Genomic DNA, 24782 nt, shown 5'->3' with positions numbered 1-24782 from the left:
CCGGCCGGGCTTGGACCCCCGGTCGGTCTTCCCGGGCCGCCATGCGGGAAACATGGCGGCCCGGAAACTCTTGAGCCCGGACCCTGGCGGGGTCCGGAAAACGTCAGCCCATGAACGCGCAGGCGAGCGTCGCCGCCGCGGTCGCGTGGGCCTCCGAGAACACCGAGCGGCCGCCCGCGCTTCGCCCGCCCGTCGCGCGGCGCGCGATCTCGGCGGCGAGGAACAGCGGGTAGGTCGCGATGACGAGCGCGCGGAACTCCCAAAGCGCCGCCTTGCGGTCGCGCTCCTTGCCGAGGTCAGGCGCGTGGGCGATGTCGGTCATCGAACAGCCTCCAGCGTCGCGGCGCTTGCGCGCCCGATGTCGTCTGCGCCGACGGAAGCCGAGCCCCGCTGGCGCGCGCTGCGCTCGGCGGCGTCGCGAAGGCGACGCGCGGCCGAGATGCGGATGAGGATCGGTTGGGCCTCGAGAAGCGCGTCGAGCGCGTCCTGCGCTTGCGGCTCCCAGGCGAGCTCGGCGTGGGCCCGGCTCGGCGTCGCCTCGACGCGGTCGAGGTCCTGGGCGAGCGGCAGGATCTGGAACAGCGCGTCGAACAGCGCGTTGCAGACCTCCTGCACGAGGTAGGTCGCGCCCGAATAGCCCATGAAGGGCGTGCCGGTGTGCCGCCGGATGATCGCGCCCGGGAACGAGGCCGCGATGTAGCGGGAGCGCCCGCCGGCTTCGGCCGCGTACATCCGTTCGTTGAACGAGCCGAAGAGGACGAGCGGCGCCTTGTCCCTGACCATCGTGCGGACGAGGTCGTTGTCGGTCTTCTTTCCGGGCACGCGCGGGACCGCAAAGGCGCATGGCAAGCCCATGTCGTCTTCGAGAAATTTCTTTACGCCACGCACGTAGGTCTCGTTCGCCACAATCGCGAAGGAGGCGGTGGCGAAGAAGTCCTGCGTGACCGAGCGCCAAAGGTCCCACAGCGGCTTGATGGTCGTGTGCTTCTCGCGCTCGATGAAGGGCTCCGGATCGAGCCCCGTCAGCCGCCCGAGCTCGCGCAGGAACAGCGTGGTGGATTCGAGCCCGATGGGCGCCTGGAGATACGGCCGCTCCAGCGTCTCGCAGAGCAGGCGCCCGAACTCGCGATACATGCAGACATTGACATCGGCCTGCGCGAGCTTCGTCACGTCGGCGAGGTGACTGCCGAGCGGGAACGTCATCGCGACCTCGGCCCCGATCCCCTCGATCAGCCGCCGCACCTCCGCGAGGTCGGAGGGCATGTTGAAGGTCCCGTAGGCCGGGCCGATGATGTTGACCTTCGGCTTCTCGCCGTCCTTCCGGGGGCGCTGCGCCGGAACCCGCTTCGGGCCGAACTCCGACCAGAGCCACGCCATGGCGCGGTTCGCCGACTGCCACTGGTCCTCGTCGATGGTGCGCGGCAGGAAGCGCTTGATGTTGGAGCCCTGCGGCGTCACCCCGCCGCCGATCATCTCGGCGATCGAGCCGGTGACGACGACCGCGGGCAGCTCCGGGTCGAGCACGGCGCGGGCGCGCTTCATCGCGCCTTCGGTGCCGTGGCGGCCAAGCTCCTCCTCGCCGAGCCCCGTGACCACGATCGGCAGCTCATGCGGGGGGAGCGCGTCGGTGTAGTGCAGCACCGAGGTGACGGGCAGGTTCTCGCAGCCGACGGGGCCGTCGATGATCACCTGCAGGCCCTTGATGGCCGTGAAGACGTAGACCGACCCCCAGTATCCGCCGGCGCGGTCGTGATCGAGCACAAGCATCAGATCATCTCCTCGGCCTTGGCGGCGGCGGACTGCTTGATCAGATGCTTGCGATAGGTCTCCTTGTAGTCGTCGCGCTTCTGGGGCGTGTCTTCCCAGACGCCCGCCGCATGGCCTTCGCCGACGCCCTCGAAGAACGCCTTCATGGCGTCCATGCGCGACTTGCCGGCGATCGCGCCGTTGATCACCTGCGCGAGGGAACCCGCGCCCGCCGGGCCGAACAGCGGCCGGGCGGAGATGAGGTTCGTGAAGTAGAGCGCCGGGGTCCCGGCGGCCTTGGCCTTCTGCACCACTGGCGTGGTGCCGATGACGAGGTCGGGCTCGTATTCCGCCATGGCCGCGAGGTCGTGCTCGAGCGAGGCGCGGAAGCGGACCTTGACGCCATGCGCCTCCAGCCAGTCTCGGTCGGCCTCGGCCTGCGGCGTCTTGGGGCAGGCGGAGCCCACATAGCGAAGGTCCGCGCCGCTCTCGACCAGAAGACGCCCGACCAACAGCTCCGAGCCCTCATAGCCCGAGAGCGAGATGCGGCCCTTAATCGGCTTTGCGGCGAGCGCGCCCTTGATGGCGGGCAGCACGGCCTGCTTTGCGGCTTCGATCTTCTCCGCGGGGACGTTAACGGCCTTGCCGATGGCCTCGAGCCAGGCGGCCGTGCCCTCGTAGCCCACGGGCCCCGAGCCGACGATCGGGCGGCCCGCCGCCTCGAACTCGCGCATCGAGGACTTGTAGAAGGGGTGGATGGCGGCCACGACCGCGCCGTCGAGCGCGGCGTAGAGCTCGCGCCATTCGCGGGTCGGGACCACCGGACCGGCCGCGAGCCCCATGGGCTCCAGCATCCGCCCGATGCCGACGGGGTCGGCGGGGAACATCTCGCCGAGCAGCGTGACGGTCGGTTTTTCGGAGCGCCCGCCCTTGGGGGCCTGCACCGGGCCTTGCTCGACCTCGGTCCGGGCGTAGGCCAGCATCGCGCCGGCCAGAACGTCCTTGGCTTCCGCATGCGTCGGCACGCCGAAGCCCGGCACGTCGATGCCGATGATGCGGACGCCGTCGATCTCCTTCGGCAGCAGTCTGAGCGGCACGCCCGAGGCGGTGGGCACGCAGAGGTTCGTCACCACGATGGCGTCGTAGAGCGCGGGGTCGGCGAGCTTGAACACCGCCTCGCGGATGTCCTCGTAGAGCTTGCCGGTGACGAGCGTCTCCGAGTTGAACGGCACATAGCCGACGGTGCGCTTGGCCCCATAGAAATGCGACGTGAAGGTCAGGCCGTAGACGCAGCAGGCGCTGCCCGAAAGGATCGTGGCGGTGCGGCGCATGCGCAGGCCGACGCGGAGCGACCCGAAGGCGGGGCACATCGACTGCGGCTGGTCGTGGGGGCCGACGGGGTAGTCGGCGGCGTAGCGGTCGAGGATCTCGCTCTGGCCGGCCTTTTTCGCCGCCGACAGCATCTCGTCCTTGCCCGCATGGCAGCCGAGGGCCGGCGCGGAGCCGTCCTCCCTGCGCGGGGCGTCGGATTCGATGGCGTCGGGAGCGATGTCCATGGCGCGGCGCTCCCTCAGACCGCGTCGTAGACGACTTCGAGGGACGGCTTCCGGAAGTCGACCCGGCCGCACATGTCCTCGAAAGTCGCGGGCTGGAGCACGACGTTCCGCCCCACGGCGTCGCCGGCGAACAGGTTCAGCAGGCCGTCCTGGGTGAGCGGGGTCGGGCGCATGGGCGGAGCGTCGGCGACGTTCTGCGCGAGGCCTTCAAACAGCGGCGCCCAGCGCGAGCCCGGCCCTCCGATGATCTCGTAGGAGGCGCTCTTGCGACGGATGTCGTCGTCGGCGGGGATCGAGGCAAGGATCGGGATGCCGGCCGCTTCCGCGAAGGCCGCGGCCTCGCCGGTGCCGTCGTCCTTGTTCACGACGATGCCGGCGACGCCGACATTGCCGCCAAGCCGGCGGAAGTAATCCACCGCCGAGCAGACATTGTTGGCGACGTAGAGCGACTGCAGGTCGTTCGAGCCGACCACGATGACCTTCTGGCACATGTCCCGGGCGATCGGCAGGCCGAAGCCGCCGCACACGACGTCGCCGAGGAAGTCGAGCAGCACGAAGTCGAAGCCCCATTCGTGGAAGCCGAGCTTTTCGAGAAGCTCGAAGCCGTGGATGATGCCGCGCCCGCCGCAGCCGCGGCCGACCTCCGGCCCGCCGAGCTCCATGGCGTAGACGCCGTCGCGCTTGAAGCAGACGTCGCCGATCGCGACCTCTTCGCCCGCGAGCTTCTTCTTCGTCGAGGTCTCGATGATCGTCGGGCAGGCGCGGCCGCCGAAGAGGAGCGATGTGGTGTCGCTCTTCGGGTCGCAGCCGATCAGCAGGACCTTCTTGCCTTGCTGGGCCATGGAGTAGCTGAGATTGGCGAGCGTGAACGACTTGCCGATGCCGCCCTTGCCATAGATCGCGATGATCTGGGTGGCCTTGGCGGCGGGCTTTTCTTCGGTCGCTTGGGCCACAAGTGCGGCGAGGCGCGCTTCGGCGGTGCTCATGCCGTTCCCTTCCAGTCGATGATCATCTTCAGGCAGGACGGATCCTCGAAAGCGGTCCGGTAGGCGTCGGCCGCCTCCCGCGCCGGGGCGCGGTGGGTCACGAGGTTTTCGAGCGACAGGCGGCCCGAGGCCGTAAGCGCCGTGACGGCGGCGAGGTCGGCCGGCTTCCATTCGGCGGCGACGCGCAGGCGCGCCTCGCGCATGAAGGCCGGCGGAAACGCGAAGGAGACGCGGGTCTCGTAGAAACCCGCCAGGACGATCTCGCCGCCGGGCGCAAGCCGCTGGATGAGCGCGTCAGTGAGCAAAGAGTCGCCGGATGCGTCGCAGATCACGCGATAGTCGCGACGGGGATCGTTCTCGGGATCGATAACCAGATAACCGTCAGCGCCGGGCCGGCGGGCGGGAAGCTTCTCCCAGACGATCGGCGGCTCGGCTCCGAGCGCCACCGCGATGCGGGCGACGAGGCGGCCGAGCACGCCGTGCCCGACGATGAGTTCGGGCTGCGCATGGCCGGCGAAGGCGTGGTGCGCGGTGGCGGCGAGCGCAAGCAACGCGGCGCTCTCTCCAAGCGCCGGCTCGACTGGCGCGACGCGCGCGCCCGGCGTCACAAGCGCGCCCGCCGCCGCGCCGAACAAGCCGCGGATCTCGCCGAAACACTTCGCGCCGGGAACGAACACCGTCTCGCCGACGCGGCGGCCCGACTCGGGGCCGGCCTCGACGATCTCGCCCACCGCCTCGTAGCCCGGCACCAGCGGGTAGCCCATTCCAGGGAAGGGCGGCATCGAGCCGTTCCAGAGCAGCCGCTCGGTGCCGGTGGAGACGCCGCTGAACGCGGTCTCGACCACCACGTCGCCCGCGCGCGGCGCGGTCAGCGCGAGACCGCGGACGCTGATGCGCCCGGGCTCGTCCAGTACCACTGCGGTTGCGGCGAGGCTCATTGGGAGAACTCCCGTGGAGCTGCGGATGCGATATGTCAACTTAACGAGACGTCAATCTACGTCAAGTTAGCTTTACGCCTAAATTCGCCACATCGGCCCTTCGGAGCTTCGGCGGGCGGTGATGACGGCGAGCGGCAGCGCCCCGCGGGTGAAGCGGGTGCGCACGCTCCAGAATCCGGCTCGCTCCATCAGCTCCGCGATCTCCGCGGAGGTGCGCGGGCGCCCCGAGCCCATGGCCAGAAGGTAGAATCCGAAATAGGCGTGGCCGACGCGGGCGGCGCCCGGCATGTCGGCGATCGGCTCGGCGACCATGACCTCGCCGCCGGGCGTCAGCGCGTCATGAGCGAGCTTCAGCAGCGCGACGACGCGCTCGTCGTCATGATCGTGCAGCACGCGCACGAAGGAGACGACATCGGCCTCGCCCGGCGGCCGATCGGCGAAGAGATCGAGGCCATGGACGGCGATGCGGTCGCCGAGACCCGCCGCCGCGAGGCGCTGCCGAGCGCGTTCCGCAACCGGCGGGAGGTCGGCCATCGCGATGGCGAGGTGCTCCCAGCGCCGCGCGACCGTCTCGACGAAGGCGCCGTCGCCGCCTGCGAGATCGATCAGCGAGTTGCGGTCCCCGAACGAGAACACGTCGAGCACGTCGTCGGCCACGAAGGTCTGGGAGGCGGCCATCAATTCAGAGTAGGGGGCCGCTCCCTCCTCGCCGACCTCGCCTCCGCCCGCATAGGGCCAGAAGCGTGAGAGCCGCGTCTCGCCAGCCTCTCCGCGCAGGAGTTTTACGGGGTCTGCGAGGTCGGCGTAGAGCATGTCGTGATGCGCGATCATGGCGCGCACGCCGGTCTCGCCCTGGAGCGCGGAGCCGAGCGCTGCGATCTCGTAGGAACCGTTCTCCAGCCGCTCGACGAGATCGAGCGCCGCCGCGGCGTCGAGCAGTTTTTTGACGGCCTCCGGCGACATGCGGAGCGGCCCCGAAAGGTCTTCCGCCTTGCGCGGCCCGTCGGCGAGAAGCGCCAGCAGGTCGAGCTCCACCACGGCTTTCAGGATCTGCGAATAGACGAAGCCCGCGGTGTAATCGAACAGCCGCCTTGCGCTCGCCGTCGCGATCGGCCGCGTCAGCGGGTTCTGGGCCGCGCTCCTTCGAAACTCGCGATCGGCGAGCTTCTCGCGGCGTAGCTTTCGCCACGCCGCGCCGATGCGCTCGCCGGGCATGACCGGTGGTTCATGCCCCTCGTTGTCCACCGCGGTCATGCGGCGACGGTCTTCATGCCCGAAGGCATGAAGCGCCTCGTTTCATGCAGGATCAGCGCCCGAAAGTCCGCTTCGCCGGGGCAGGGCGGCACGAGCGCCGCCGCGCGGGCGACGAGCGACTTGAGCCGCCCCACCGCGGCCTCGAGCCCGAGTTCGAGCACCGCGCTCGGCCGCCCCAGCGCCTTGTCGCGGCCGGCGGGTTTGCCGAGTTGGGCCTCGCTGCCGACATGGTCGGAAATGTCGTCGGCGACCTGGAAGGCCTCGCCGATGGTCTCGCCGAGCGCCCGCCACGGCTCATGGGCCGCGCCCGCCGCCGCTGCGCCCGCGACCGTCGCGGCGGCGAAGAGCGAGCCGGTCTTGGCGAGGTGATAGGCGGCGAGATCCACTGCGCTTTCACATTCCCAGGCTTGACCTGCCGTGATGCCGCCCTGCGCCCCGACCGCGCGTCCGACGACGCCGACCAGCGCTCCGATGCGCTCGGGCCGCCGCATGGGCGCGGCTGCGATCGTCTCGAAGGCGAGCACGATCAGCGCGTCGCCGGCGAGCACCGCGAGCGGCTCGCCGAACGCCCGGTGGGCGGAAGGCTTGCCGCGCCGAAGGTCCGCGTCGTCGAAGCAGGGCAGGTCGTCATGCACGAGGCTTGCGCAGTGCAGGAACTCGATGGCGGCCGCCGCGGCGTCGGCAGCCGCGGGATCGTCGTCCCCGCAGGCTTTCGCCACAGCGAGCGCCAGCCGCGGGCGTATCCGCGCCCCGCCGGGGAACACCGCATAGTGGAGCGCGTCCGCCAGTCGTGGCGGGCAGTCGGCGCCGGCTGCGGCGCGCAGCGCCTGTTCGAGCGTCCGTTCGATGCGCGGCGTCAGGTCCATGGATCCTCCCGGTGCGCGCGTCTAGTTTTTATGACGTGCATATTTGTCCAAAATATTGGACAACGGAAGAGGCTCGCCGAAATGTTTTCGGCGGCCTATGGGATCGAGGCGAGATGCTCTGGCCAGAGCGAGGCCTTCGCCATGCCGGCTGACCGCGTGGTCGTGATCGGCGCAGGGATCGGCGGGCTCGTGGCCGCCGCCGTCCTCGCGCGCGCCGGGCTCGACGTGACAGTGGTGGAGAAGGCCGCGCGGCCGGGCGGAAAGATCCGGACCGTCGAGGTTGCGGGTCGGCCGATCGACGTCGGCCCCACGGTCTTCACCATGCGCGGCCTGATGCGCGAAATCGCCGGGACGGCGGGCTTCGATCTCGACGCAGCCGTCACGCTGAGACCCGTCGAGACGCTCGCGCGCCACGCCTGGGGGCCGGAAGAGCGGCTCGACCTCTTCGCCGATCCCGCCCGCTCGGCGGACGCGATCGGCGACTTCTCCGGCGCGGCGGAAGCGAAGCGCTTCCTCGCCTTCCACGCCGAGGCCGCGCATGTGTTTCGCACGCTCGACCACAGCTTCATCCGCGCCGAGGCGCCGAGCCGGGCGGGGCTCGTGATGGGAGCGGGGCTTTCGGGGCTCGTCGATCTCGCCCGCATCCGCCCGTTCCAGACGCTGTGGTCCACGCTGACAAGGATGTTCGAGGACCCGCGGCTGCGGCAACTCTTCGGCCGCTACGCCACCTATTGCGGCTCCTCGCCGTTTTCCGCCCCCGCCACGCTGATGCTCGTCGCCCATGTAGAGATGGACGGGGTGTGGCTTGTCGAAGGCGGCATGATCCGCCTTGCGGAGGCCTTCGCCCGGCAGGCCGAGGCCAACGGCGCGACGTTTCGCTATGGCGTCGGCGCGGCGCGCATCGAGGCCGAGGGCGGAAACGTCTCGGGCGTGACGCTGGAGAGCGGCGAGTGGCTCGCCGCCGACGCCATCCTGTTCAACGGCGACGTCGAGGCGCTGGGGGCCGGGCTTCTGGGCGAGGCGCCCGTCCGGGCCGCGCCGCGCACCAGCCCGAACGACCGCTCGCTCTCCGCCGTCACCTTCGCGTCGGTCGCCCGCGCCGACGGCTTCCCGCTCGCGCGCCACACGGTGTTCTTTTCGGGCGGCTACCGCGCCGAGTTCGACCAGATTTTTGGTCGCTCGCAGCTGCCCGAGGCGCCCACCGTCTATCTCTGCGCGCAGGACCGTGACGACGGGGGAGGTTTGCTCTCCGACGGCTTCGCGTCGGAACCACCTCCGTCATGCCCGGCCGCAAGGCCGGGTATCCACGACTTGGGAGACGGCGCCGTCGCGAAGGGAAGTCGTGGATACCCGGCTTCGCCGGGCATGACGGCGGAGGCGCGCGGTCGGCGGAGCGATGCTCCCGACGTCTTTCCGGAACGCCTGATGCTGCTCGTCAACGCGCCGCCGGTCGGCGACGTCTATCAATTCGGCCGCGAGGAGATCGCGAGATGCGAGAGGAACGCGCTGGAGCTATTGGACCGCTGCGGGCTGACGCTGGAGTTTTCGGGCGAGACGATCGCCACCACGCCGAGCCAATTCGCGCAGATGTTTCCGGCGACCGGCGGGGCGCTTTACGGGCCGGCGAGCCACGGGTCGAGCGCCTCGTTCCGGCGGGCCGTGACCACGAGCCGCCTGCCGGGGCTCTATCTCGCGGGGGGCAGCGTCCATCCGGGGCCGGGCGTGCCGATGGCGGCGCTTTCGGGATGGCGAGCCGCCACCTCGCTGATCCGGGACCTCGCTTCGACCGGAAAATCCCGCCGAGCGGCTACGCCTGGTGGTATCTCGACGGCTGGAGCGAGGACGGCCGGCACGGGCTGACGATCATCGCCTTCGTGGGCTCGGTGTTCTCGCCCTATTACGCGCTCGCCCGCCGCCGCGGTCCTGCCGATCCGGAAAATCACTGCGCCCTCAATGTCGCGCTCTACGGGCCGGGCGGGCGCTGGTCGATGACCGAGCGCGGCCGCCGCCGCATTCGGCGTGAGCCGAACCGCTTCGTCATCGGCCCGAGCGAGCTCGTCTGGGACGATTCCGGGCTGACGATCCGCTTCGAGGAGATCTGCGCGCCGATCCCGAAGCGGCTGAAGGGCGAGGTGCGGGTGAGCTTCGGCCCTGTGCTGAGCCGCGCCTTCGCGATCGACGGCGAGGGTCGTCACGAATGGCGGCCGATCGCGCCGATGGCGGAGCTCGAGGTTCGATGCGAGAGCCCGGCGCTGAACTGGCGCGGCGACGGCTATCTCGATTTCAACGAGGGCTCCGAGCCTTTGGAGACCGCGTTCTCGAAGTGGATCTGGGGCAGGGCGCGGACCCGCGACGGGGCGCTGGTGCTCTATGACGTCGCGCGGCGGCGTGGAGCCCCACTGTCGCTCGGGATCGCGATCGATGGGGAGGGGCGGTTCTCCTCCGTCCCCGCGCCGCCCGTCGCGGCGTCGCCAAGACTGCTCTGGGGCATGCCGCGCCTGGTCTGGCGCGACGCGGGGACGGTCCACCGCATCGAGGCGAAGCTGGAAGACGCGCCGTTCTATTCGCGCTCACGCATCGCGACGACGATCGGCGGCGAGGAGGTTTCGCTCATGCACGAAAGCCTGTCGCTCGACCGGTTCGGCATGCCGGTGGTGCAGGCGATGCTGCCGTTCAGGATGCCGCGGCGCGGATGAAGGGTTGATCCTCCCCTGCGCTTCAGCGCGGGGGAGGGGGACCGCGAAGCGGTGGAGGGGCGGGCGCAGGCGATCGACGCGTTTTGCGCCAAGGGCCTCCTCCACCATGGGCTTCGCCCATGGTCCCCCCTCCGCTGACGCAGAGGAGGATCAGGAAAAGCGCGTCTCTTGGGGCTGTGCGGCGTCCCGCTCCGCCTTCTCCCGGTCCTCCCGCAATGTCCGGCGGATCGAGACCCACTGCCAGCCGAGCACGCCGAGGATGACGCCGAAGACGCCCAGAAGCTCGATCAGGCCGAAGGCGTGAGAGTCGATCACCGGGCCCCACGCTCGATGCGGCGCGCCTGCTCCAGCCGCGCGAAGGCCTCCGCCACCCCGCCGACGCGCTCTCCGAAGCGGGGAGGCGCGGTGGCCGGCGCCGGTTCGCCCATCGCGGTCGCGGCTTCGATGAGCGCGCGCCCCGATGCGAGCGCCGGCGCTTCGGCGTCGCGTCCCGGCGTCGGAATGACCGAGGTGAGCGAGGCCGCAAGGCGCCATGCCTTGGCCGATCGACCGACGACGGCGCGGCGCGTGACGCTGTCGTGGCCCGCCGCCGCCACCTCGTCGCCGATCGCCGCATAGATCCGCCGCGCGGCTCCTATCGCCGGCCGGCAATCGAGCGGCAGCGCCGCGATGCCGGCGTCAGCCCGCGCATAAAGCTTTTCAGCTTGGCCCAGCAGGCGGCGGACGACGCGCGCAAGCGCCGGCGAGGGTCGGGGCGCCGCCAACAAGGCATCGGCGTCGAGGCCTGCTTCCGCGCACCAGTCGAGCGGGAGATAGAGGCGGCCCATACGGGCGTCCTCGCCGACGTCTCGCGCGATGTTGGTCAGCTGCATCGCGACGCCGAGGTCGAGCGCGCGGGCGAGCGCGGCGGGCGAACGCGCGCCCATCACCAGCGCCATCATCAGCCCGACCGTGCCCGCGACCCGCACCGCATAGGCTTCGAGCGCGTCGAATTTTTCGTAGCGCCGGCCTTCGGCGTCCCAGGAGAATCCTTCGATCAGCGCGTCGGGAATGGCCCGCGGGATTCGTCTCCCCGCCACCGCCGTCGCAAAAGCGCGATCAACTGCGCTGTCCTCGGGGCGCTGGGCGTAGGCGGCGTCGAGCCGGGCCTTTAGGCGCTGAAGGCTCGCCGGATCGGTCGATGTGTCGACCGCGTCGTCGGCCTCGCGGCAGAAGGCGTAGAGCGCGACCGCCGGCTCGCGAACGCGCCGCGGCAGCAGCAGTGAGGCGGCCTGGAACGAGCGCGACCCCTGGGCGAGGATCGCCGAACAGGCGGCGAGGTCAGCGGACGAGGCTTGTCGCATGCGGGACCACCTGATCGAGGATTTTTGCGGAGCACAGCACCCCCGGAAGCCCTGCGCCCGGATGCGTGCCTGCGCCTACGAGAAAAAGGTTCTGGACCTCCTCCGAGACGTTGTGCGGCCGGAACCAGGCGCTCTGGGTCAGCACGGGCTCCAGCCCGAAGGCGGCGCCGTGGGGGCTCAGGAAGTCGTCGCGGAAGGTCAGCGGCGTCGTGACCGTTGAAGTGACGATCTCGCGCTCGAAGCCCCGCATGACGGTCTGGTCGAGGAACCGCGCGACCCTTTGGCGATAGGGCTCGGCCTCCTGCGTCCAGTCGGCGCCGCCGAGCAGGTTCGGGACCGGCGAGAGCACATAGAACCCGTCGCAGCCTTCCGGCGCGAGCGACGGGTCGGTCGCTGTCGGCCGGTGCAGATAGAGCGAAAAGTCCTCGGCGAGGCGCTTCCTGGAAAGATGTCGTCCAGCAGGCCGCGATAGCGCGGACCCATCAGAATGAGGTGGTGGGGCAGCTCCGCAAAATGCTTTCGCGTTCCGAAGCGCCACACGAAGAGGCTCATCGAGTAGCTTGATTTGTTGAGCTTTTGATCATTCCAGCGTCGCCTCGTTTCGCCGGCGAGAAGGCGAGAATAAGTGAAGCCGCTGTCGGCGTTCGAGACCACGACGTCAGCGCGGATCATCTCGCCGCTCGCTAGCTTCACGCCCGTCGCGCGGCCGTTCTCGACGAGGATGCGCTCGACTTCCGCATTGAGCCGCACCGCGCCGCCAAGTCCGCGGACGAGGCCCGCGAGCCCCTCCACCAACCGACCGATCCCGCCCATCACGTAATGCACGCCCCAGCGCCGCTCGAGCCAGGCGATCAGCGCATAGAGGCTTGAGGCGCGGAACGGGTTTCCGCCGACGAACAGCGGATGGAACGAGAGCGCCTGACGCAGCCGCTCGTCCTTCACGAAGCCGGCGACGAGCGCATGGACCGAGCGATAGGCCTTGAGCCGCACCAGTTCTGGCGCGATGCGCGCCATGTCGGAGACGCGCGAGAATGGCTTCGCGCCGAGCTCCTCGAAGCCAACGCGGCAGAGCTCCTTCGAGAAGGCGAGGAAACGCTCATAGCCGTCGAGGTCGGAGGGTGACAGGCGGCGCACCTGCGCGCGCATCGCTTCCGCGTCGGTCGAGCAATCGAAGGTCGACCCGTCGTGGAAGCGGATGCGGTAGAACGGGTCGACGGGAACGAGCGTCACGTCGTCGGCCATTCGTCGTCCGGCGAGCGTCCAGAGCTCCTCAAAGAGATGCGGCGCGGTGACGATGGTCGGGCCCGCGTCAAAGGTGAAGCCGTCCTGTCGGTGCACGCGCGCCCGGCCGCCCGGTTGGTCAAGCCGCTCCAGCACCGTCACGCGCCAGCCGCGCGCGCCGAGCCGCACCGCCGCCGCCAGCCCCCCGAAGCCGGAGCCGATGACGACCGCATGCGGCCGGTCGTCGACGAGGGGCCAGCCGTCAGCCATGGGCGGTCGTCCTTGGCGTAGAAGGGCGATTGCCGCGAGGTCGGCCCCCTCCCTCCCCCTTGTGGGGAGGGTGAGGGTGGGGGTGGTTCAGAATGGAGCGCTCCGGCCGCGCGTTGAGCCGCGTCGCCGGCTCTGCCTTTTCCGGAGCCACCCCCACCCCCGACCCCTCCCCACAAGGGGGAGGGGGGCAGGCGGCGCAGCTCGAGCCGGGACGCTCAGCCATGGGCGGCGGCCTTCTGCTCGGGCGCGGCCGTCTTCGGGGCGAACTCGCCGATCAGCGCATGGATCTTTCCGGGCGCTTCCTCATGAGCGAGGTGGCCAAGCCCCTGCAGGCAGACGACGCGAGCGTTCTTCGCGAGCCGCGCGACGCCCGCCGCGCGCCCGGGCGGCACCATGGCGTCGGCCTCGCCGACGACGAGGAGCAGCGGCGTCTCGAGCTTCGATAGATCGTCCTCGAGCGCGTGGAGATCCCAGCCCGCCATCATGCCGAGCGCGCCCGAGACATGGGACGTGGTCGTCGCGAGCCGGCCATAGATCTCCTCGTCGAGCGGGTCGATCTCCGAGCCGGTGCCGTCGAGCAGCGGGGCACGGCGACCGGGTCGCGCGCCCGGAGCGCGAACAGCCAGGGGGTAAGCGGGTTCAGCGCCAGCAGCTTCGCCGCGCCGACGAAGAACGGCCGCGCGAAGGAGTTCGAGATCGGGAACAGCGCCGTTGAGGCTGACGATGGCGTCGGGCGCCGCGTGGCCGTCGAGCGCCATGCGGATCGCGATCGCTGCGCCCGCCGAATGGCCGACAATGATCCGGGGCCGGGCGCCGAGCTTCTTCAGCAACGCGCCGACAGCCTCGGCCATGCCGGGCAGAGTCGTCCGGCCGTAGGGAAGGGGGTCGGTGAAGGCGTGGCCGGGGAGGTCCGGCGCGATCACGCGATGGTCGCGCGAGAGCGCGACGAAACAGGCCCCGCCAGGAATGCGTCGAGGCGCCGGTTCCGTGGAGCAGCAGCACGTCGTCGCCGTCGCCCGCCGTCTGCACGTGCCAGGTGAGCCCGCCGGCCCGGACGAAGCGGCTCGCCGACCTGTTCGGCCAGTCGCCTCCGTCGCGGCTCCAGTCGAGGCGGGCGGGCATGGTTTTAAGGCCCTCTTCCCTCGAAGGTGTGTGACGTCTCACCTCCCTCCCCCTTGTGGGGAGGGTGAGGGTGGGGGTGGTTCAGGATGGGCTGCTGTCGTTGCGCGTCGAGCAATTCGCCGTCTGCGCCTTCTCCGGAGCCACCCCCACCCCCGACCCCTCCCCACAGGGGGGAGGGGGAGAAGACTGCGGCTCGATGATCCGCCCCGCCCATCACGCCCTCAACGGCGCGGCGGCGGCCGGAACGTCCTCGCGCCCCAGCGCGCCGAGAACCGTCGCGACGATCCCGGCCGCGTCGAGACCCGCTTCCGCGAGCATGCCGTCGGGCGTTCCGTGCTCGATGAAGCGGTCGGGGAGCGTCAGCGTCCGGACCTTCAGGCCATGGTCGAGCGCCCGGCCTCGGCGAGCGTGTGAAGGACCAGCGAGCCGAAGCCGCCGGTCGAGCCTTCCTCGACGGTGACCAGCACCTCGTGGCTGTGGGCTAGCCGCAGGATCAGCTCGACGTCGATCGGCTTCGCGAAGCGCGCGTCCGCGACCGTGGTCGAAAGGCCCCGCGCGCCGAGCTCGTCCGCGGCCTTCAGCGCATCCGCGAGCCGTGTTCCGAGCGAGAGGATCGCGACCGACGCGCCCTCGCGCACCACGCGGCCCTTGCCGATGGGCAGCGCCACGCCGCGCGCCGGCAGGGCGACGCCCGTCCCGTTCCCGCGCGGATAGCGGAAGGCGATCGGGCCGTCGTCATGGGCCGCGGCCGTCGCCACCATGTGGGTGAGCTCCGCCTCGTCGGCCGGCGCCATCACCATGCCGGGCAGGCAGGTGAGGTAGGCGAGGTCGAAGGAGCCGGCGTGGGTCGGGCCGTCCGGTCCCACGAGACCCGCCCGGTCCATGGCGAAGCGCACGGGCAATCTCTGGATCGCCACGTCGTGCACCACCTGGTCATAGGCGCGCTGCAGGAAGGTCGAATAGATCGCGCAAAACGGCTTCAGACCCTGCGCCGCGAGCCCCGCCGCGAAGGTCACGGCGTGCTGCTCGGCGATGCCGACGTCGTAGACGCGGTCCGGAAACGTCTTCTCGAACAGGTCGAGCCCGGTGCCGCCCGGCATGGCGGCGGTGATGGCGACGATCTTTTCGTCGGCTGCAGCTTCCCGGATCAGGCTCTCGGCGAACACCTTGGTGTAGGCCGGCGGCCCGGCCTTGCCCTTGGCCTGCGCGCCGGTCGCGACGTCGAACGCCACCACGCCGTGATACTTGTCCGCGGAGGCCTCGGCGGGCCCGTAACCCTTGCCCTTCTGCGTCACCACATGGACGAGGATCGGGCCCTGCTCGGCGTCGCGCACGTTCTTCAGCACGGGCAGCAGGTGGTCGAGATTGTGCCCGTCGATCGGCCCGACATAGTAGAAGCCGAGCTCCTCGAACAGCCCGCCCGACCAGAAGGCGCGGCCGTATTCCTCCGTCTTGCGGGCCTTGTCGAAGAGGCCACGGGGGAGCCTCTTGCCGAGCCTCTTCAACGCCTCGCGGGCGCCGCGATAGGTTTTTCCGGAGACGAGCCGCGCAAGATGCGCCGAAAGCGCGCCCGTCGGCGGGGCGATCGACATGTCGTTGTCGTTGAGAATCACGACGAGCCGCGCGTCCATCGCGCCGGCGTTGTTCATCGCCTCATAGGCCATGCCGGCCGACATGGCGCCGTCGCCGATCACCGCCACGACGTTGTTGGTCTTAGCCAAGCGGTCGCGGCCGACCGCGAAGCCGAGCGCGGCCGAGATCGAGGTCGAGGAATGCGCCGCGCCGAAGGGGTCGTAGTCGCTCTCGGCGCGCCGGGTGAAGCCCGAGAGACCGCCGGGCTTTCGCAAAGATCGGATGCGGTCGCGGCGGCCGGTCAGGATCTTGTGCGGATAGGCCTGGTGGCCGACGTCCCAGATGAGAATGTCGTCGGGCGTGTCGAACACGTGGTGGAGCGCGACGGTGAGCTCCACCACCCCGAGCCCGGCGCCGAGATGCCCGCCGGTGACCGAAACCGCCTCGATGGTCTCCAGCCGAAGCTCGTCGGCGAGTTGGCGGAGGTCGCTCTCGGGAAGTCTTCGGAGATCCGCGGGCGTCGAGACGCGGTCGAGCAGCGGCGTGCGCGATCCGGCGGTTGCGGGCGTCATCGGCATGTTCGGCCTCCTGTTCGCTCCGGATGTCAGCTTAGACCGCACAAGAGAGATGACAAGTTTTGTTTACACTCATTATGTCATCCATTCGTGACATGCGTCACGAGGCGGCAGCGCGAGCGAGCGCCGGGGCGTCGGCCGAGGGCAGCGGCATGTAACGGGCGCCCATCGCGGCCGAGAGTTCTCCAGCGCGCGGGTTCGGGCGGGGCGAGACGTCGATCACGAGGCTTTTCAGTCCCAACGCCTTCAGCGCGCGAGCGGCCTGCGCCGCCTCCTCCTGCGCCCGGGCGCGGCCGCCTTCGCCGTCGCGGGAGACGTTGGCCTGGCCGTCGGTGAGGAACACGAGCGCCGGCGCATCGCCCCGCCGCCGCGCCGCGACTGCAAGAAGCGCCGCAGCGTCGATCGCGCTCGCGAGCGGGGTGCCGCCGCCGCCGGGCAGCTCTCCGAGCGATCGCTTCGCGCGGGCGAGCGAGCGGGTCGGCGGCAGCAACAGCTCGGCTGTGGTCCCGCGAAAGGCGATGAGCGCCACCTCGTCGCGCCGGACATAGGCCTCGGCCAGAAGCAGTTCGACCGCGCCCTTCGCCTCGGCGAGCCGATGGAGGGCGGCGGAGCCAGAGGCGTCGACGACGAAGATCGTGAGCGAGCGACGGCGTTCCTTCAGGCGCTGGATGCGGAAGTCTTCGCGGCGGACGAGGATGCGGGGAGGGGGCGGACTTTCGCTTGCTTGGTTTTCGACGGACGACGTCCCACTCTGTTGAGCCGCGACGTCTCCGCCTCCCTCCCCCTTGTGGGGAGGGTGAGGGTGGGGGTGGCTCCGGAGAGAGCGGCGCGGTTGCGCGTCGAGCGATGTCGCCTCCTGCGCCTTATCCTGAAGCACCCCCACCCCCGACCCCTCCCCATCGCAAGTCGGATGTATCCGACTTGCGCACTCAGGATGGCCAACTCCGCTGAAGCGGAGTTGGCTCGGGGGAGGGGGGAGGGCCGCCTCCCTCCGCCGCAGCCCTGCCATGGCGCTGCAGCTCTGAGCGTCGCCACGAGATCGAGCCGCGCTCCGCCTTCGGGACGGCCGGGGCGCGAGCCGACCGGACGGCCGCGACGAGGCGAGGCCTGCGCGCCTGAGCGGCCCGCTGCGCCGGCCGAGCGCGCCGCGGCCGCACCAGCTTCGAGCAGTCCCGGCGGAAGCGTCGCCTCGGCGGCTGCGAGCACGCGTTCGGCGAGCTCGCGCGGATCGCCTCCGGCGCCGTCGTCGTCCTTGCCCCCGCGGTCCTCTCGATCGCCTTCGGGTTCGCTTGCGTGCTCTTCGTCGTCATGAGCGGCGGGAACGCAGGTCGCGCGGGGCCCGAGAACGAGCCGCGCCGCGAGTTCGAGGTCGGCGTCGTCGGGCCGGTCGCGACCGGCGAGCGCCGCCGCGGCGCGGGCGGCCGCGCGGGCGAAGATCAGCGGGCGCAGGCCGCAAATTCCAAGAGCCGCCGCAGCCTCGGCGAGCGCGAGCGTCCGGTCCTCGCAAACCTCGATCGCCGGAAGGCGGCGCCGCGCCGCCTCGACATCGGCGGCGTCCATAACCGCCGCAAGATCAGCGGGGCGCATCGCGGCGAGGTCGACCGCAAGTCCAAGCCGCTCGGTGAGCGCCGCGGGCGGGGCTGCGTCGTCGCCTTCGCCATCGTCGAAGGCCAGCACGGCGAAGCGGGCAGGCTGGAGCGTCCCGAACCCGTCGCGCTCGGCCGCCACGGCGCCGCGGTCGAGAGCCGACGCGATGCGCGCCGCGAGCCCCGGCGAGGCGCGTTCTGCGCCGGGGACCACAAGCGCGCCGCCGTCGGCTTCGGCGAGAACTCCGCGCTGGTGCGCCGGCCGCCCCGCCGAGAGCGTCGCCGCGAGGTCGAGGCCGCCGAGCAGGCGGTCGTCGGGGATGTTGGGCGGCAGCCGTCGGACAGGCGCGCCGGGAGGCAGAAGCGTCTTCAGGACGTCCAGCAGCTTTTCGCGCGCCGGCGCCGCGGCGTTGCGGAGGCGCATGCCGCCGAGGCCCGCCGGATCGATCGCCACAAGGGCGACGGCCGCGATCGCGTCGCGCCAGCATGGCGAGACAGGCGCGGCGCCGGGGCTCACCCCAGAAGATCCGCGACCGCGCGCTCGATCCGGGCGCTGGATCCGGTCTCGTCGAGCGGGTTGCGGCGCAGGCGATGGCGCAGCGCAGGCGCGGCCATGGCGCGAACCTGGCTCTCGCCCACCGCTTTCGCGCCGTCGAGCGCCGCGAGCGCGCGGGCGGCGCGCATCAGGGTGAGCTCTCCGCGCAGGCCGTCGGCCCCGACCGCGAGGCAGAGCCGCGCGATGGATTCGAGCGCGTCGTCGTTGACCGCGACCTCGTCGAGCCGTCGCCGCGCCCGCTCCACGCGTCGCCGGATCTTTGCGTCCGCTCCCGCCCAGTCGGCGGAGAATCCGTGCGGGTCGCGCTCATAAGCGTCGCGGCGCTTCACCACCTGAATGCGCGACGGGATGTCGGCCGGCGTGGTCACCTCGACGCACAGGCCGAACCGGTCGAGCAGCTGCGGGCGAAGCTCGCCTTCCTCCGGGTTGCCGGAGCCGATCAGCACGAAGCGGGCGGGGTGGCGGATCGAAAGGCCCTCGCGCTCCACCACGTTCTCGCCCGAGGCCGCGACGTCGAGCAGGAGGTCGACGAGATGGTCCTCCAGCAGGTTGACCTCGTCGATGTAGACGAAGCCGCGATTGGCGCGGGCGAGCAGGCCCGGCTCGAAGGCCTTCTGGCCGAGCGTCAGCGCCCGCTCGAGATCGAGCGCGCCGACGACCCGGTCCTCGGTCGCGCCGAGCGGCAGGTCGACGACCGGCGCGCGCCGCGCGACGGATTTTCGGCGCGCCAGGCCCGTGCAGGCGGGGCAGGGGGCGGCCGGGTCGCAGCCGTAGATGCAGCCCTCCACGGCCTTCTGCTCCGGCAAAAGCGCCGCGAGAGCGCGCACGGCCGTGGATTTGCCGGCCCCTCGGTCGCCCATGGCGAGAACGCCGCCGAGCGCGGGATCGACGGCCGCGATCAGCAGCGCGGTCTTCATCTCGTCCTGACCGACGATGGCCGAGAACGGGAAGGGCGGTCGGGGGGCGGAGGCGGCGACCGCGGCTTTGGGCGCGCTGTGTGCCGGGCGGTCAAGCATGGGCGGCCTCCCGGCGGTAGCGCAGGTCAGGGGCGAGCCTTGGCGGAAGGCGGAACTGAACCGTCTCCTCCGGCCCCTCGGCGGTCTCGACGGTGACGGGCCGCCAGTCGGCGAGCCGGGCGACCGCCTCCTCGACGAGGCGCTCGGGCGCGGAGGCGCCGGCGGTGATCCCGACTCTCTCGGCGCGTTCGAGCCAGCCGAGGTCGATCTCGGAGGCGTCCCCGATCAGCCAGCTCGGTCGTCCGGCCGCCTCGCCGATCTCGCGCAGGCGATTGGAGTTGGAGGAATTCTTCGCGCCCACCACGAGGATGGCGTCGACCTCGCGCGCGAGCGCGATCACCGCCGCCTGCCGGTTCTGCGTCGCGTAGCAGATGTCGCGCGTGTCGGGGCCGACGATGGCCGGGAAGCGGCTCTTCAGCGCCGCGATGACGTCGCTGGTGTCGGAGACCGAGAGCGTCGTCTGGGTCACGAAGGCGACGTGGTCCGGGTCTGACACCTTGATCGCCCGGGCTTCCTCGACCGTGGCGATGACATGCAGGCGCCCGTCGATCCGGCCGCGCGTGCCCTCGACCTCCGGGTGCCCCTCATGGCCGATGAGCACCACATCGAAGCCAAGGCTCGCATAGCGCGCGCCCTCCTTGTGGACGCGGTTCACCAGCGGGCAGATGGCGTCGATGACGTCGAGGCCGCGCGCCGCCGCCGCCGTCTCGACGGAACGGCCGACGCCGTGCGCCGAAAACACCGTGACGGCGCCTTCCGGAATTTCGTCCACCTCGTCGACGAAGATCGCACCCCTGGCTTTCAGCGCCTCGACCACATGGGCGTTGTGGACGATCTCGTGACGCACATAGACCGGCGCGCCATGGGCCGCGAGCGCCCGCTCGACGATCTCGATCGCGCGGACCACGCCCGCGCAGAACCCGCGGGGCTTGGCGAGGACGATGCGGAGGGGGCGGGATCCTGCCTCAGACGACGCCTTGGAGTTTGCGCTGACGTCCCCGTTCCCTCCCCCTTGTGGGGAGGGTGAGGGTGAGGGTGGGGGTGGCTCAGGACGAGGCGCAGACGTTGAGCGTAGAGCGGCATCGCCCTCGGAGCCTTTTCCTGAGCCACCCCCACCCCTTGCCCCTCCCCGCAAAGGGGAGCGGGTCCGGAGGCCTCGCGGTCTATCGAAGACAGCCGCGGAAGCGTTTTGGCTTTTCGGATGTCGCCTCACTCCGCCGCCTCCCGTTCGAGCCCCACTTCGGCCCACACCGCCGCGAGCGCCGCCACGAGGTGCTCGATGTCGGCGTCGGTGTGCAGCGGCGACGGGGTGATGCGCAGCCGCTCCGTGCCGCGCGGCACCGTCGGGTAGTTGATGGGCTGGACGTAGACCCCGTGCTCGTTCAGCAGCCGATCCGAAAGCTGCTTGCAGAGGACCGGATCGCCCACCATCACCGGCACGATGTGGCTCGGATTGGGAAGGTGCGGGATGCCGAGCCGGTCCAGCCGGCGGCGCACCCGGGCCACTCGGTCGCGCTGGCCGATGCGCTCGGCCTGGCTTTCCTTGAGGTGCCGGATCGACGCCGCGGCGCCCGCCGCCACTGCGGGCGGCAGCGAGGTGGTGAAGATGAAGCCCGAGGCGAAGGAGCGGATGAAATCCACCGTCGCGGCGGACCCCGTGATGTAGCCGCCGACCACGCCAAAGGCCTTGCCGAGCGTGCCCTCGATGATTGTGAGGCGGTCCATCAGTCCGCGCTCTTCGGCGACGCCGCCGCCGCGCGGGCCATACATGCCGACCGCATGGACCTCGTCGAGATAGGTCATCGCGCCATGGCGATCGGCGACGTCGCAGATCTCGGCGATCGGCGCGATGTCGCCGTCCATCGAATAGACGCTCTCGAAGGCGACGACCTTCGGCGCGGTCGGGTCGAGGCTCGACAGCACGCGGTCGAGGTCCTCCGGGTCGTTGTGCGCGAAGATGCGCTTCTCCGCCCGGCTTGCGCGGATGCCGTCGATCATCGAGGCGTGGTTGAGCGCGTCGGAGACCAGCACGCAGCCGGGGATCTGGGCGCCCAACGTCGTCAACGTCGCGAGGTTGGACACGAAACCGGAGGTGAAGAGCAGCGCCGCCTCCTTGCCGTGAAGGTCGGCGAGTTCGGCCTCGAGCAGAACGTGGTCGTGGTTGGTGCCCGAGATGTTGCGGGTGCCGCCGGCGCCGGCGCCCGCGCGGTCGATCGCCTCGTGCATGGCGGCGAGCACGTCAGGGTGCTGGCCCATGCCGAGATAGTCGTTGGAGCACCAGACGGTCACCTCGCGACGCCCGCGCGCGGTGTGGTGGATGGCGCGGGGGAACGAGCCCGCCTTGCGCTCGAGATCGGCGAAGACGCGGTAGCGGCCCTCGCGCTTCAGGCCGTCCAGACGTTCGCGGAAGTACCGGTCGTTGGTCATCGGCTTCGGTCCCCGAGGTTCAGGCTTTGGCCGCGCGGGGCGCGGGCTTCGTCGATGCGGGCGAGCGGCCCGCGCGAAGATTGTCGTTGGCCGGCAAGCCGCCCCAGAGCCGCCCGGAGTCCCAGGGCAGCGCGAGAAAGACGTGCTCGATCACGGCGAGCGCGAGCAGCGTCGAGACGAGCGCGACACTCGCGATCTCGAAGTCGCTCGGCGCCTCGCCCGCGCCGAACAGCGCGACGCCGGCGAGCGCGAGAGTGGCGGCCGTCATGGTGGCGGCGAAGAAAGGCCCCACGGGCCGGGTGCGGAAATGGCCCGCGAGATAGCGCAGCCGGTCGGGCAGGAAGCGCTCGCCGGGGTTCGGCACGCCGACGAAGATGTTGAGTTTTGCGCTCAATCGCATGACCCAGAGGGTCATGAAGGCGCAAAGGCCTGCATGGTTCTCGCCGCCGACGGTGAGCGCCGCGACCGCGGCCGCAGAGGCGAGCAGCACGACCTCATGGTGCATCACGCTCCCCGCCCCGCGCGGAAGCGCGCCCAGCCCTTGAGGCCGGCGTCCGCCGGCCCGCGATTTGGGCCGGTGACCGCGCCTGAGAGGAACAGGAGCTCGTTCCAGCCCCACACCCCGATCGCGCAGGCGAAGGCGAGGAACGCGCCGCCGGGCGTCACGGTCTTGGACGTGAGGCCGAGGCCGACGAGCGAGGCGAACAGCACAAGCGTCGCGCCAAGGATCGTCCAGCCGGAGGCGCCCGTCCGCCGGTCGAGCCAGAACACCGCCGCGGTGGCCGTCCACCAGAGCAGGATCACGAAGCCGACCGAGACGAGCGCGACGGTCATGGGAGGAGATCCCGCGTTGCGGAGCCGAACCGCGTGCTTCGAGACGCGGCCTTACGGCCGCTCCTCAGCATGAGGACGGATCGTGGCGGGCAAGAACGGTCCTCATGCTGAGGAGCCCGCTCCAGCGGGCGTCTCGAAGCACGCAGTTCCGTTCGAGCCGAGTCCATCGCGCTCACCAGACCGGCGCGAGGCGGGGCGAGGCGGGGACCTCGTTGGGAACGACCCTCACGACGTAGAGCCGCAGGAACACCGCTCCGGCCGCGAGCCCGAGCGCGGTCGCCTTCACCTTGCCGACCAGCCCGCCTTTCTTCTGCGCCGCGGCGATGCCGTCGGAGATCCGGCACATGCGGTCGAAGCCCGCTTTCATCGCCGGATGCTCGAGATCGAGCGTGAACGGAAAGACCTGCTTCGAGATCTCGGAGGTGAGGTTGAGGACCTTCGTGTCGTACCAGGTCGGGTCGATCCCGAGCGCCTTGTGGAAGGCCGGTCGGGCGTGGTCACGCACATACATCGTGGCGTAGACGGCCAGCAGGAAGAAGCGGATCCAGAGCTTGTTGACGAAGCTTTGGGTCAGCTTCGGGTCGCTGCGCATGATGATCGCGAAGGCTTCGCCGTGGCGGAACTCATCGTTGCACCAGCGTTCGAACCATTTGAAGATCGGATGGAAGCGCTTGTCCGGGTTTCGCTCCAGATGCCGGAAGATCGTGATGTAGCGCGCGTAGCCGATCTTCTCGGAGAGATAGGTCGCGTAAAAGATGAACTTCGGTTTGAAGAAGGTGTACTTCTTGGCCCGCGCCAGGAAGCCGAGGTTCACCCCGATGCCCATGTCCTTCAGCGCTTCGTTGATGAAGCCGGCATGGCGGCTCTCGTCGCGCGTCATGAAGCCGAAAAGCTCGCGGATGTCAGGGTTCTGGATGCGTTTCTTGATCTCGGCGTAGAGCACGCAGCCGGAGAACTCGGCGGTGAGCGAGGACACGAGAAAGTCCTTGAACTCGGCCTGCAGCTCCGGGGGCAGCGCTTCGAGCGAGAAGTCGTCGAACTCCGGCGTCTTGTGGAAGTGCTCCTTGTTCTCGTCGCGCCGCATCTCGGCGACGATCTGGTCCCATTCGCTTCGCACCGCCGAGACGTCGATCCTGTCCATCGCCGCGTGGTCGGTGGTGTAGAAGCGCGGGAGAGCACGGTCTCCTCCATGGCGCCGGCGGTGCTTTCGTTCGTGACGAGGCCGCCTTGCGGCACGCCGCCTTCGACCGCGATCATGACGCGCTCCTTCGTCGAAACCGACTTCGTAGAGATCCGTGAGCTCGAGATAGGCGGCGACAGGCGTCCAGATCCGGCCCCAGAGGCCGGCCTGCGTGACGCTCGCGCGGCAGCGGCGGACCACGCGACCGCCGAAGGCCGGCGTCGCGGGCGGGTTCTTCACCGTGACCTCGTCGCCGGGCCGACCTCGTAGCCGTCGAGGAACACATAGGCGTGGAGGCTTTCGGTTGTGTGCTCGACGTCGACCGTGCAGTCGATCTCGAAGCGCCGCCGGAACAGCGGCTTTGCGCGCGCGGCGCCCGTTCGCCGGATGGCCGCGACGGTCCCGCTCCCTCCCCCTTGTGGGGAGGGTGAGGGTGGGGGTGGTTCAGAATGGACCTCAGGACGGCGGCGTAGAACGGCGGCGGCCATCTCGCCTCCTTCTGAACCACCCCACCCCCGACCCCTCCCCACAAGGGGGAGGGGGGCAGGGCGCCACGCGTCTGCGCGTTCGCAGCCATTTTCATCGTGCCGCCTCCCTATGTTCGAAGAGCCGCGCGAAGGCCGCGGCGTTGCCGTAGCCGAAGGAGTCCAAAAACACCTTCTGGCCGGTCATGAGGTCGGTGAGGGTGATGCGCCCGTCCGCGCGGCGGGCGAGTTCGTAAGGGGCGTCCGCCGGAGCGCCGATCTGCTTGCGGCCGTAGGAGAGACCGTTGAGCGCGCCCCAGACGAAGCCCTCTTCCAGTCCCGGGTTCGTGGCGGCGAGGAGGTCGCCGGTCGTTGCGTCCTTCACCGTCGCGTGGCCGACGCCGCCGTCCAGAATGGTGAGCAGGCGGCTTTCGACCGTCGGGCTCTCTTCCATGCGGAACGCGCCCACGTCCGAGGCCCGCCCGACGAAGGCCGCGACCAGCGCGATCACGGCCATTGCGGCCGCGCCGATGAGGAAGGCGCGGGGCGGTGAGAAGTCGTCGGGGCGGGCCAT

At 70.4% G+C, this 24782-nt stretch carries 17 protein-coding genes and 7 pseudogenes; 2 read left to right on the top strand and 22 right to left on the bottom strand.

The features are described from left to right. Positions 1-103: 103 nt before the first annotated feature. From K6K41_RS01770 to K6K41_RS01740, 7 genes are all read right to left on the bottom strand, one after another. Positions 104-322 (bottom strand): hypothetical protein, encoded by a 219-nt coding sequence (locus tag K6K41_RS01770; protein ID WP_261403676.1) that lies wholly within the window; start codon positions 320-322, stop codon positions 104-106. After that, a complete protein-coding gene (gene bchZ / locus K6K41_RS01765; RefSeq protein ID WP_261403675.1) occupies positions 319-1767 on the bottom strand; it encodes a chlorophyllide a reductase subunit Z in 1449 nt (482 codons plus the stop codon). Before bchZ ends, K6K41_RS01770 begins: the two co-directional genes overlap by 4 nt. Then, entirely contained in the window at positions 1767-3302 is a 1536-nt protein-coding gene (gene bchY, locus K6K41_RS01760; RefSeq protein WP_261403674.1) for a chlorophyllide a reductase subunit Y, read from the bottom strand. The genes bchZ and bchY overlap by 1 nt, the downstream gene beginning before the upstream one ends. A 14-nt stretch (positions 3303-3316) precedes the next feature. Next, a complete protein-coding gene (locus tag K6K41_RS01755) occupies positions 3317-4288 on the bottom strand; it encodes a chlorophyllide a reductase iron protein subunit X (RefSeq protein ID WP_261403673.1) in 972 nt (323 codons plus the stop codon). Continuing rightward, positions 4285-5226 (bottom strand): chlorophyll synthesis pathway protein BchC, encoded by a 942-nt coding sequence (bchC, locus tag K6K41_RS01750; RefSeq protein ID WP_261403672.1) that lies wholly within the window; start codon positions 5224-5226, stop codon positions 4285-4287. Before bchC ends, K6K41_RS01755 begins: the two co-directional genes overlap by 4 nt. A gap of 78 nt (positions 5227-5304) precedes the next feature. After that, entirely contained in the window at positions 5305-6480 is a 1176-nt protein-coding gene (locus K6K41_RS01745) for a methyltransferase (protein WP_261403671.1), read from the bottom strand. Then, on the bottom strand, positions 6477-7346 hold the full coding sequence (locus K6K41_RS01740) for a polyprenyl synthetase family protein (protein ID WP_261403670.1): 870 nt from the start codon (positions 7344-7346) through the stop codon (positions 6477-6479). Before K6K41_RS01740 ends, K6K41_RS01745 begins: the two co-directional genes overlap by 4 nt. 81 nt (positions 7347-7427) lie before the next feature. On the opposite strand from K6K41_RS01740, the gene K6K41_RS01735 reads away from it, so the two are divergent. Next, a complete protein-coding gene (locus tag K6K41_RS01735) occupies positions 7428-9206 on the top strand; it encodes a phytoene desaturase family protein (RefSeq protein ID WP_261403669.1) in 1779 nt (592 codons plus the stop codon). After that, positions 9092-10042 carry a carotenoid 1,2-hydratase gene (locus K6K41_RS01730; protein ID WP_261403668.1) on the top strand — a complete coding sequence of 317 codons (951 nt, stop codon included), beginning with the start codon at positions 9092-9094 and terminating at the stop codon, positions 10040-10042. The genes K6K41_RS01735 and K6K41_RS01730 overlap by 115 nt, the downstream gene beginning before the upstream one ends. 150 nt (positions 10043-10192) lie before the next feature. Here K6K41_RS01730 and K6K41_RS01725 read toward each other — a convergent pair whose 3' ends face one another. The 15 genes and pseudogenes from K6K41_RS01725 to puhC all read right to left on the bottom strand — a co-directional run bounded on the left by K6K41_RS01725 (position 10193) and on the right by puhC (position 24782). Continuing rightward, positions 10193-10357 carry a hypothetical protein gene (locus tag K6K41_RS01725; RefSeq protein WP_261403667.1) on the bottom strand — a complete coding sequence of 55 codons (165 nt, stop codon included), beginning with the start codon at positions 10355-10357 and terminating at the stop codon, positions 10193-10195. Then, a complete protein-coding gene (locus tag K6K41_RS01720) occupies positions 10354-11385 on the bottom strand; it encodes a phytoene/squalene synthase family protein (RefSeq protein WP_261403666.1) in 1032 nt (343 codons plus the stop codon). The genes K6K41_RS01725 and K6K41_RS01720 overlap by 4 nt, the downstream gene beginning before the upstream one ends. Beyond that, positions 11363-12876 (bottom strand): annotated as a pseudogene (locus K6K41_RS01715) (phytoene desaturase). The gene K6K41_RS01720 and the pseudogene K6K41_RS01715 overlap by 23 nt, the downstream one beginning before the upstream one ends. 215 nt (positions 12877-13091) lie before the next feature. Continuing rightward, positions 13092-13799 carry an alpha/beta fold hydrolase gene (locus K6K41_RS01710; RefSeq protein ID WP_261403665.1) on the bottom strand — a complete coding sequence of 236 codons (708 nt, stop codon included), beginning with the start codon at positions 13797-13799 and terminating at the stop codon, positions 13092-13094. 412 nt (positions 13800-14211) lie between these two features. Beyond that, a pseudogene (gene dxs, locus K6K41_RS01705) lies at positions 14212-16142 on the bottom strand (1-deoxy-D-xylulose-5-phosphate synthase). A 103-nt stretch (positions 16143-16245) separates the two neighbouring features. Further along, positions 16246-16854, bottom strand: a pseudogene (locus K6K41_RS01700) (VWA domain-containing protein); the annotation flags it as partial. A 273-nt stretch (positions 16855-17127) separates the two neighbouring features. Beyond that, a pseudogene (gene bchD / locus K6K41_RS30100) lies at positions 17128-17327 on the bottom strand (magnesium chelatase subunit D); the annotation flags it as partial. 171 nt (positions 17328-17498) lie between these two features. Continuing rightward, a pseudogene (bchD, locus tag K6K41_RS30095) lies at positions 17499-17705 on the bottom strand (magnesium chelatase subunit D); the annotation flags it as partial. Positions 17706-18244: 539 nt separating this feature from the next. Continuing rightward, complete coding sequence (gene bchI / locus K6K41_RS01690) at positions 18245-19303, bottom strand: magnesium chelatase ATPase subunit I (RefSeq protein WP_378146843.1); 1059 nt, start codon at positions 19301-19303, stop codon at positions 18245-18247. Beyond that, the gene (gene ispH, locus K6K41_RS01685; RefSeq protein ID WP_261403664.1) at positions 19296-20210 is read right to left on the bottom strand and encodes a 4-hydroxy-3-methylbut-2-enyl diphosphate reductase; all 915 of its coding nucleotides are present in this window, start codon (positions 20208-20210) and stop codon (positions 19296-19298) included. The genes bchI and ispH overlap by 8 nt, the downstream gene beginning before the upstream one ends. A 302-nt stretch (positions 20211-20512) precedes the next feature. Beyond that, on the bottom strand, positions 20513-21730 hold the full coding sequence (gene hemA, locus K6K41_RS01680; RefSeq protein ID WP_261403663.1) for a 5-aminolevulinate synthase: 1218 nt from the start codon (positions 21728-21730) through the stop codon (positions 20513-20515). Positions 21731-21749: 19 nt separating this feature from the next. Beyond that, positions 21750-22564 (bottom strand): annotated as a pseudogene (puhE, locus tag K6K41_RS01675) (putative photosynthetic complex assembly protein PuhE). Between the two features lie 172 nt (positions 22565-22736). Next, positions 22737-23821: pseudogene (acsF, locus tag K6K41_RS01670) on the bottom strand (magnesium-protoporphyrin IX monomethyl ester (oxidative) cyclase). 159 nt (positions 23822-23980) lie between these two features. Further along, on the bottom strand, positions 23981-24232 hold the full coding sequence (locus K6K41_RS29215; RefSeq protein ID WP_315855124.1) for a hypothetical protein: 252 nt from the start codon (positions 24230-24232) through the stop codon (positions 23981-23983). A 91-nt stretch (positions 24233-24323) separates the two neighbouring features. Continuing rightward, positions 24324-24782 carry a photosynthetic complex assembly protein PuhC gene (gene puhC, locus K6K41_RS01660; protein ID WP_261403662.1) on the bottom strand — a complete coding sequence of 153 codons (459 nt, stop codon included), beginning with the start codon at positions 24780-24782 and terminating at the stop codon, positions 24324-24326.

Origin of the sequence: Chenggangzhangella methanolivorans, from assembly GCF_019797865.1 — a bacterium.
GTDB classification, from domain to species: Bacteria; Pseudomonadota; Alphaproteobacteria; order Rhizobiales; family Methylopilaceae; genus Methylopila; species Methylopila methanolivorans.
This window is presented reverse-complemented; position numbering and strand designations above follow the sequence as displayed.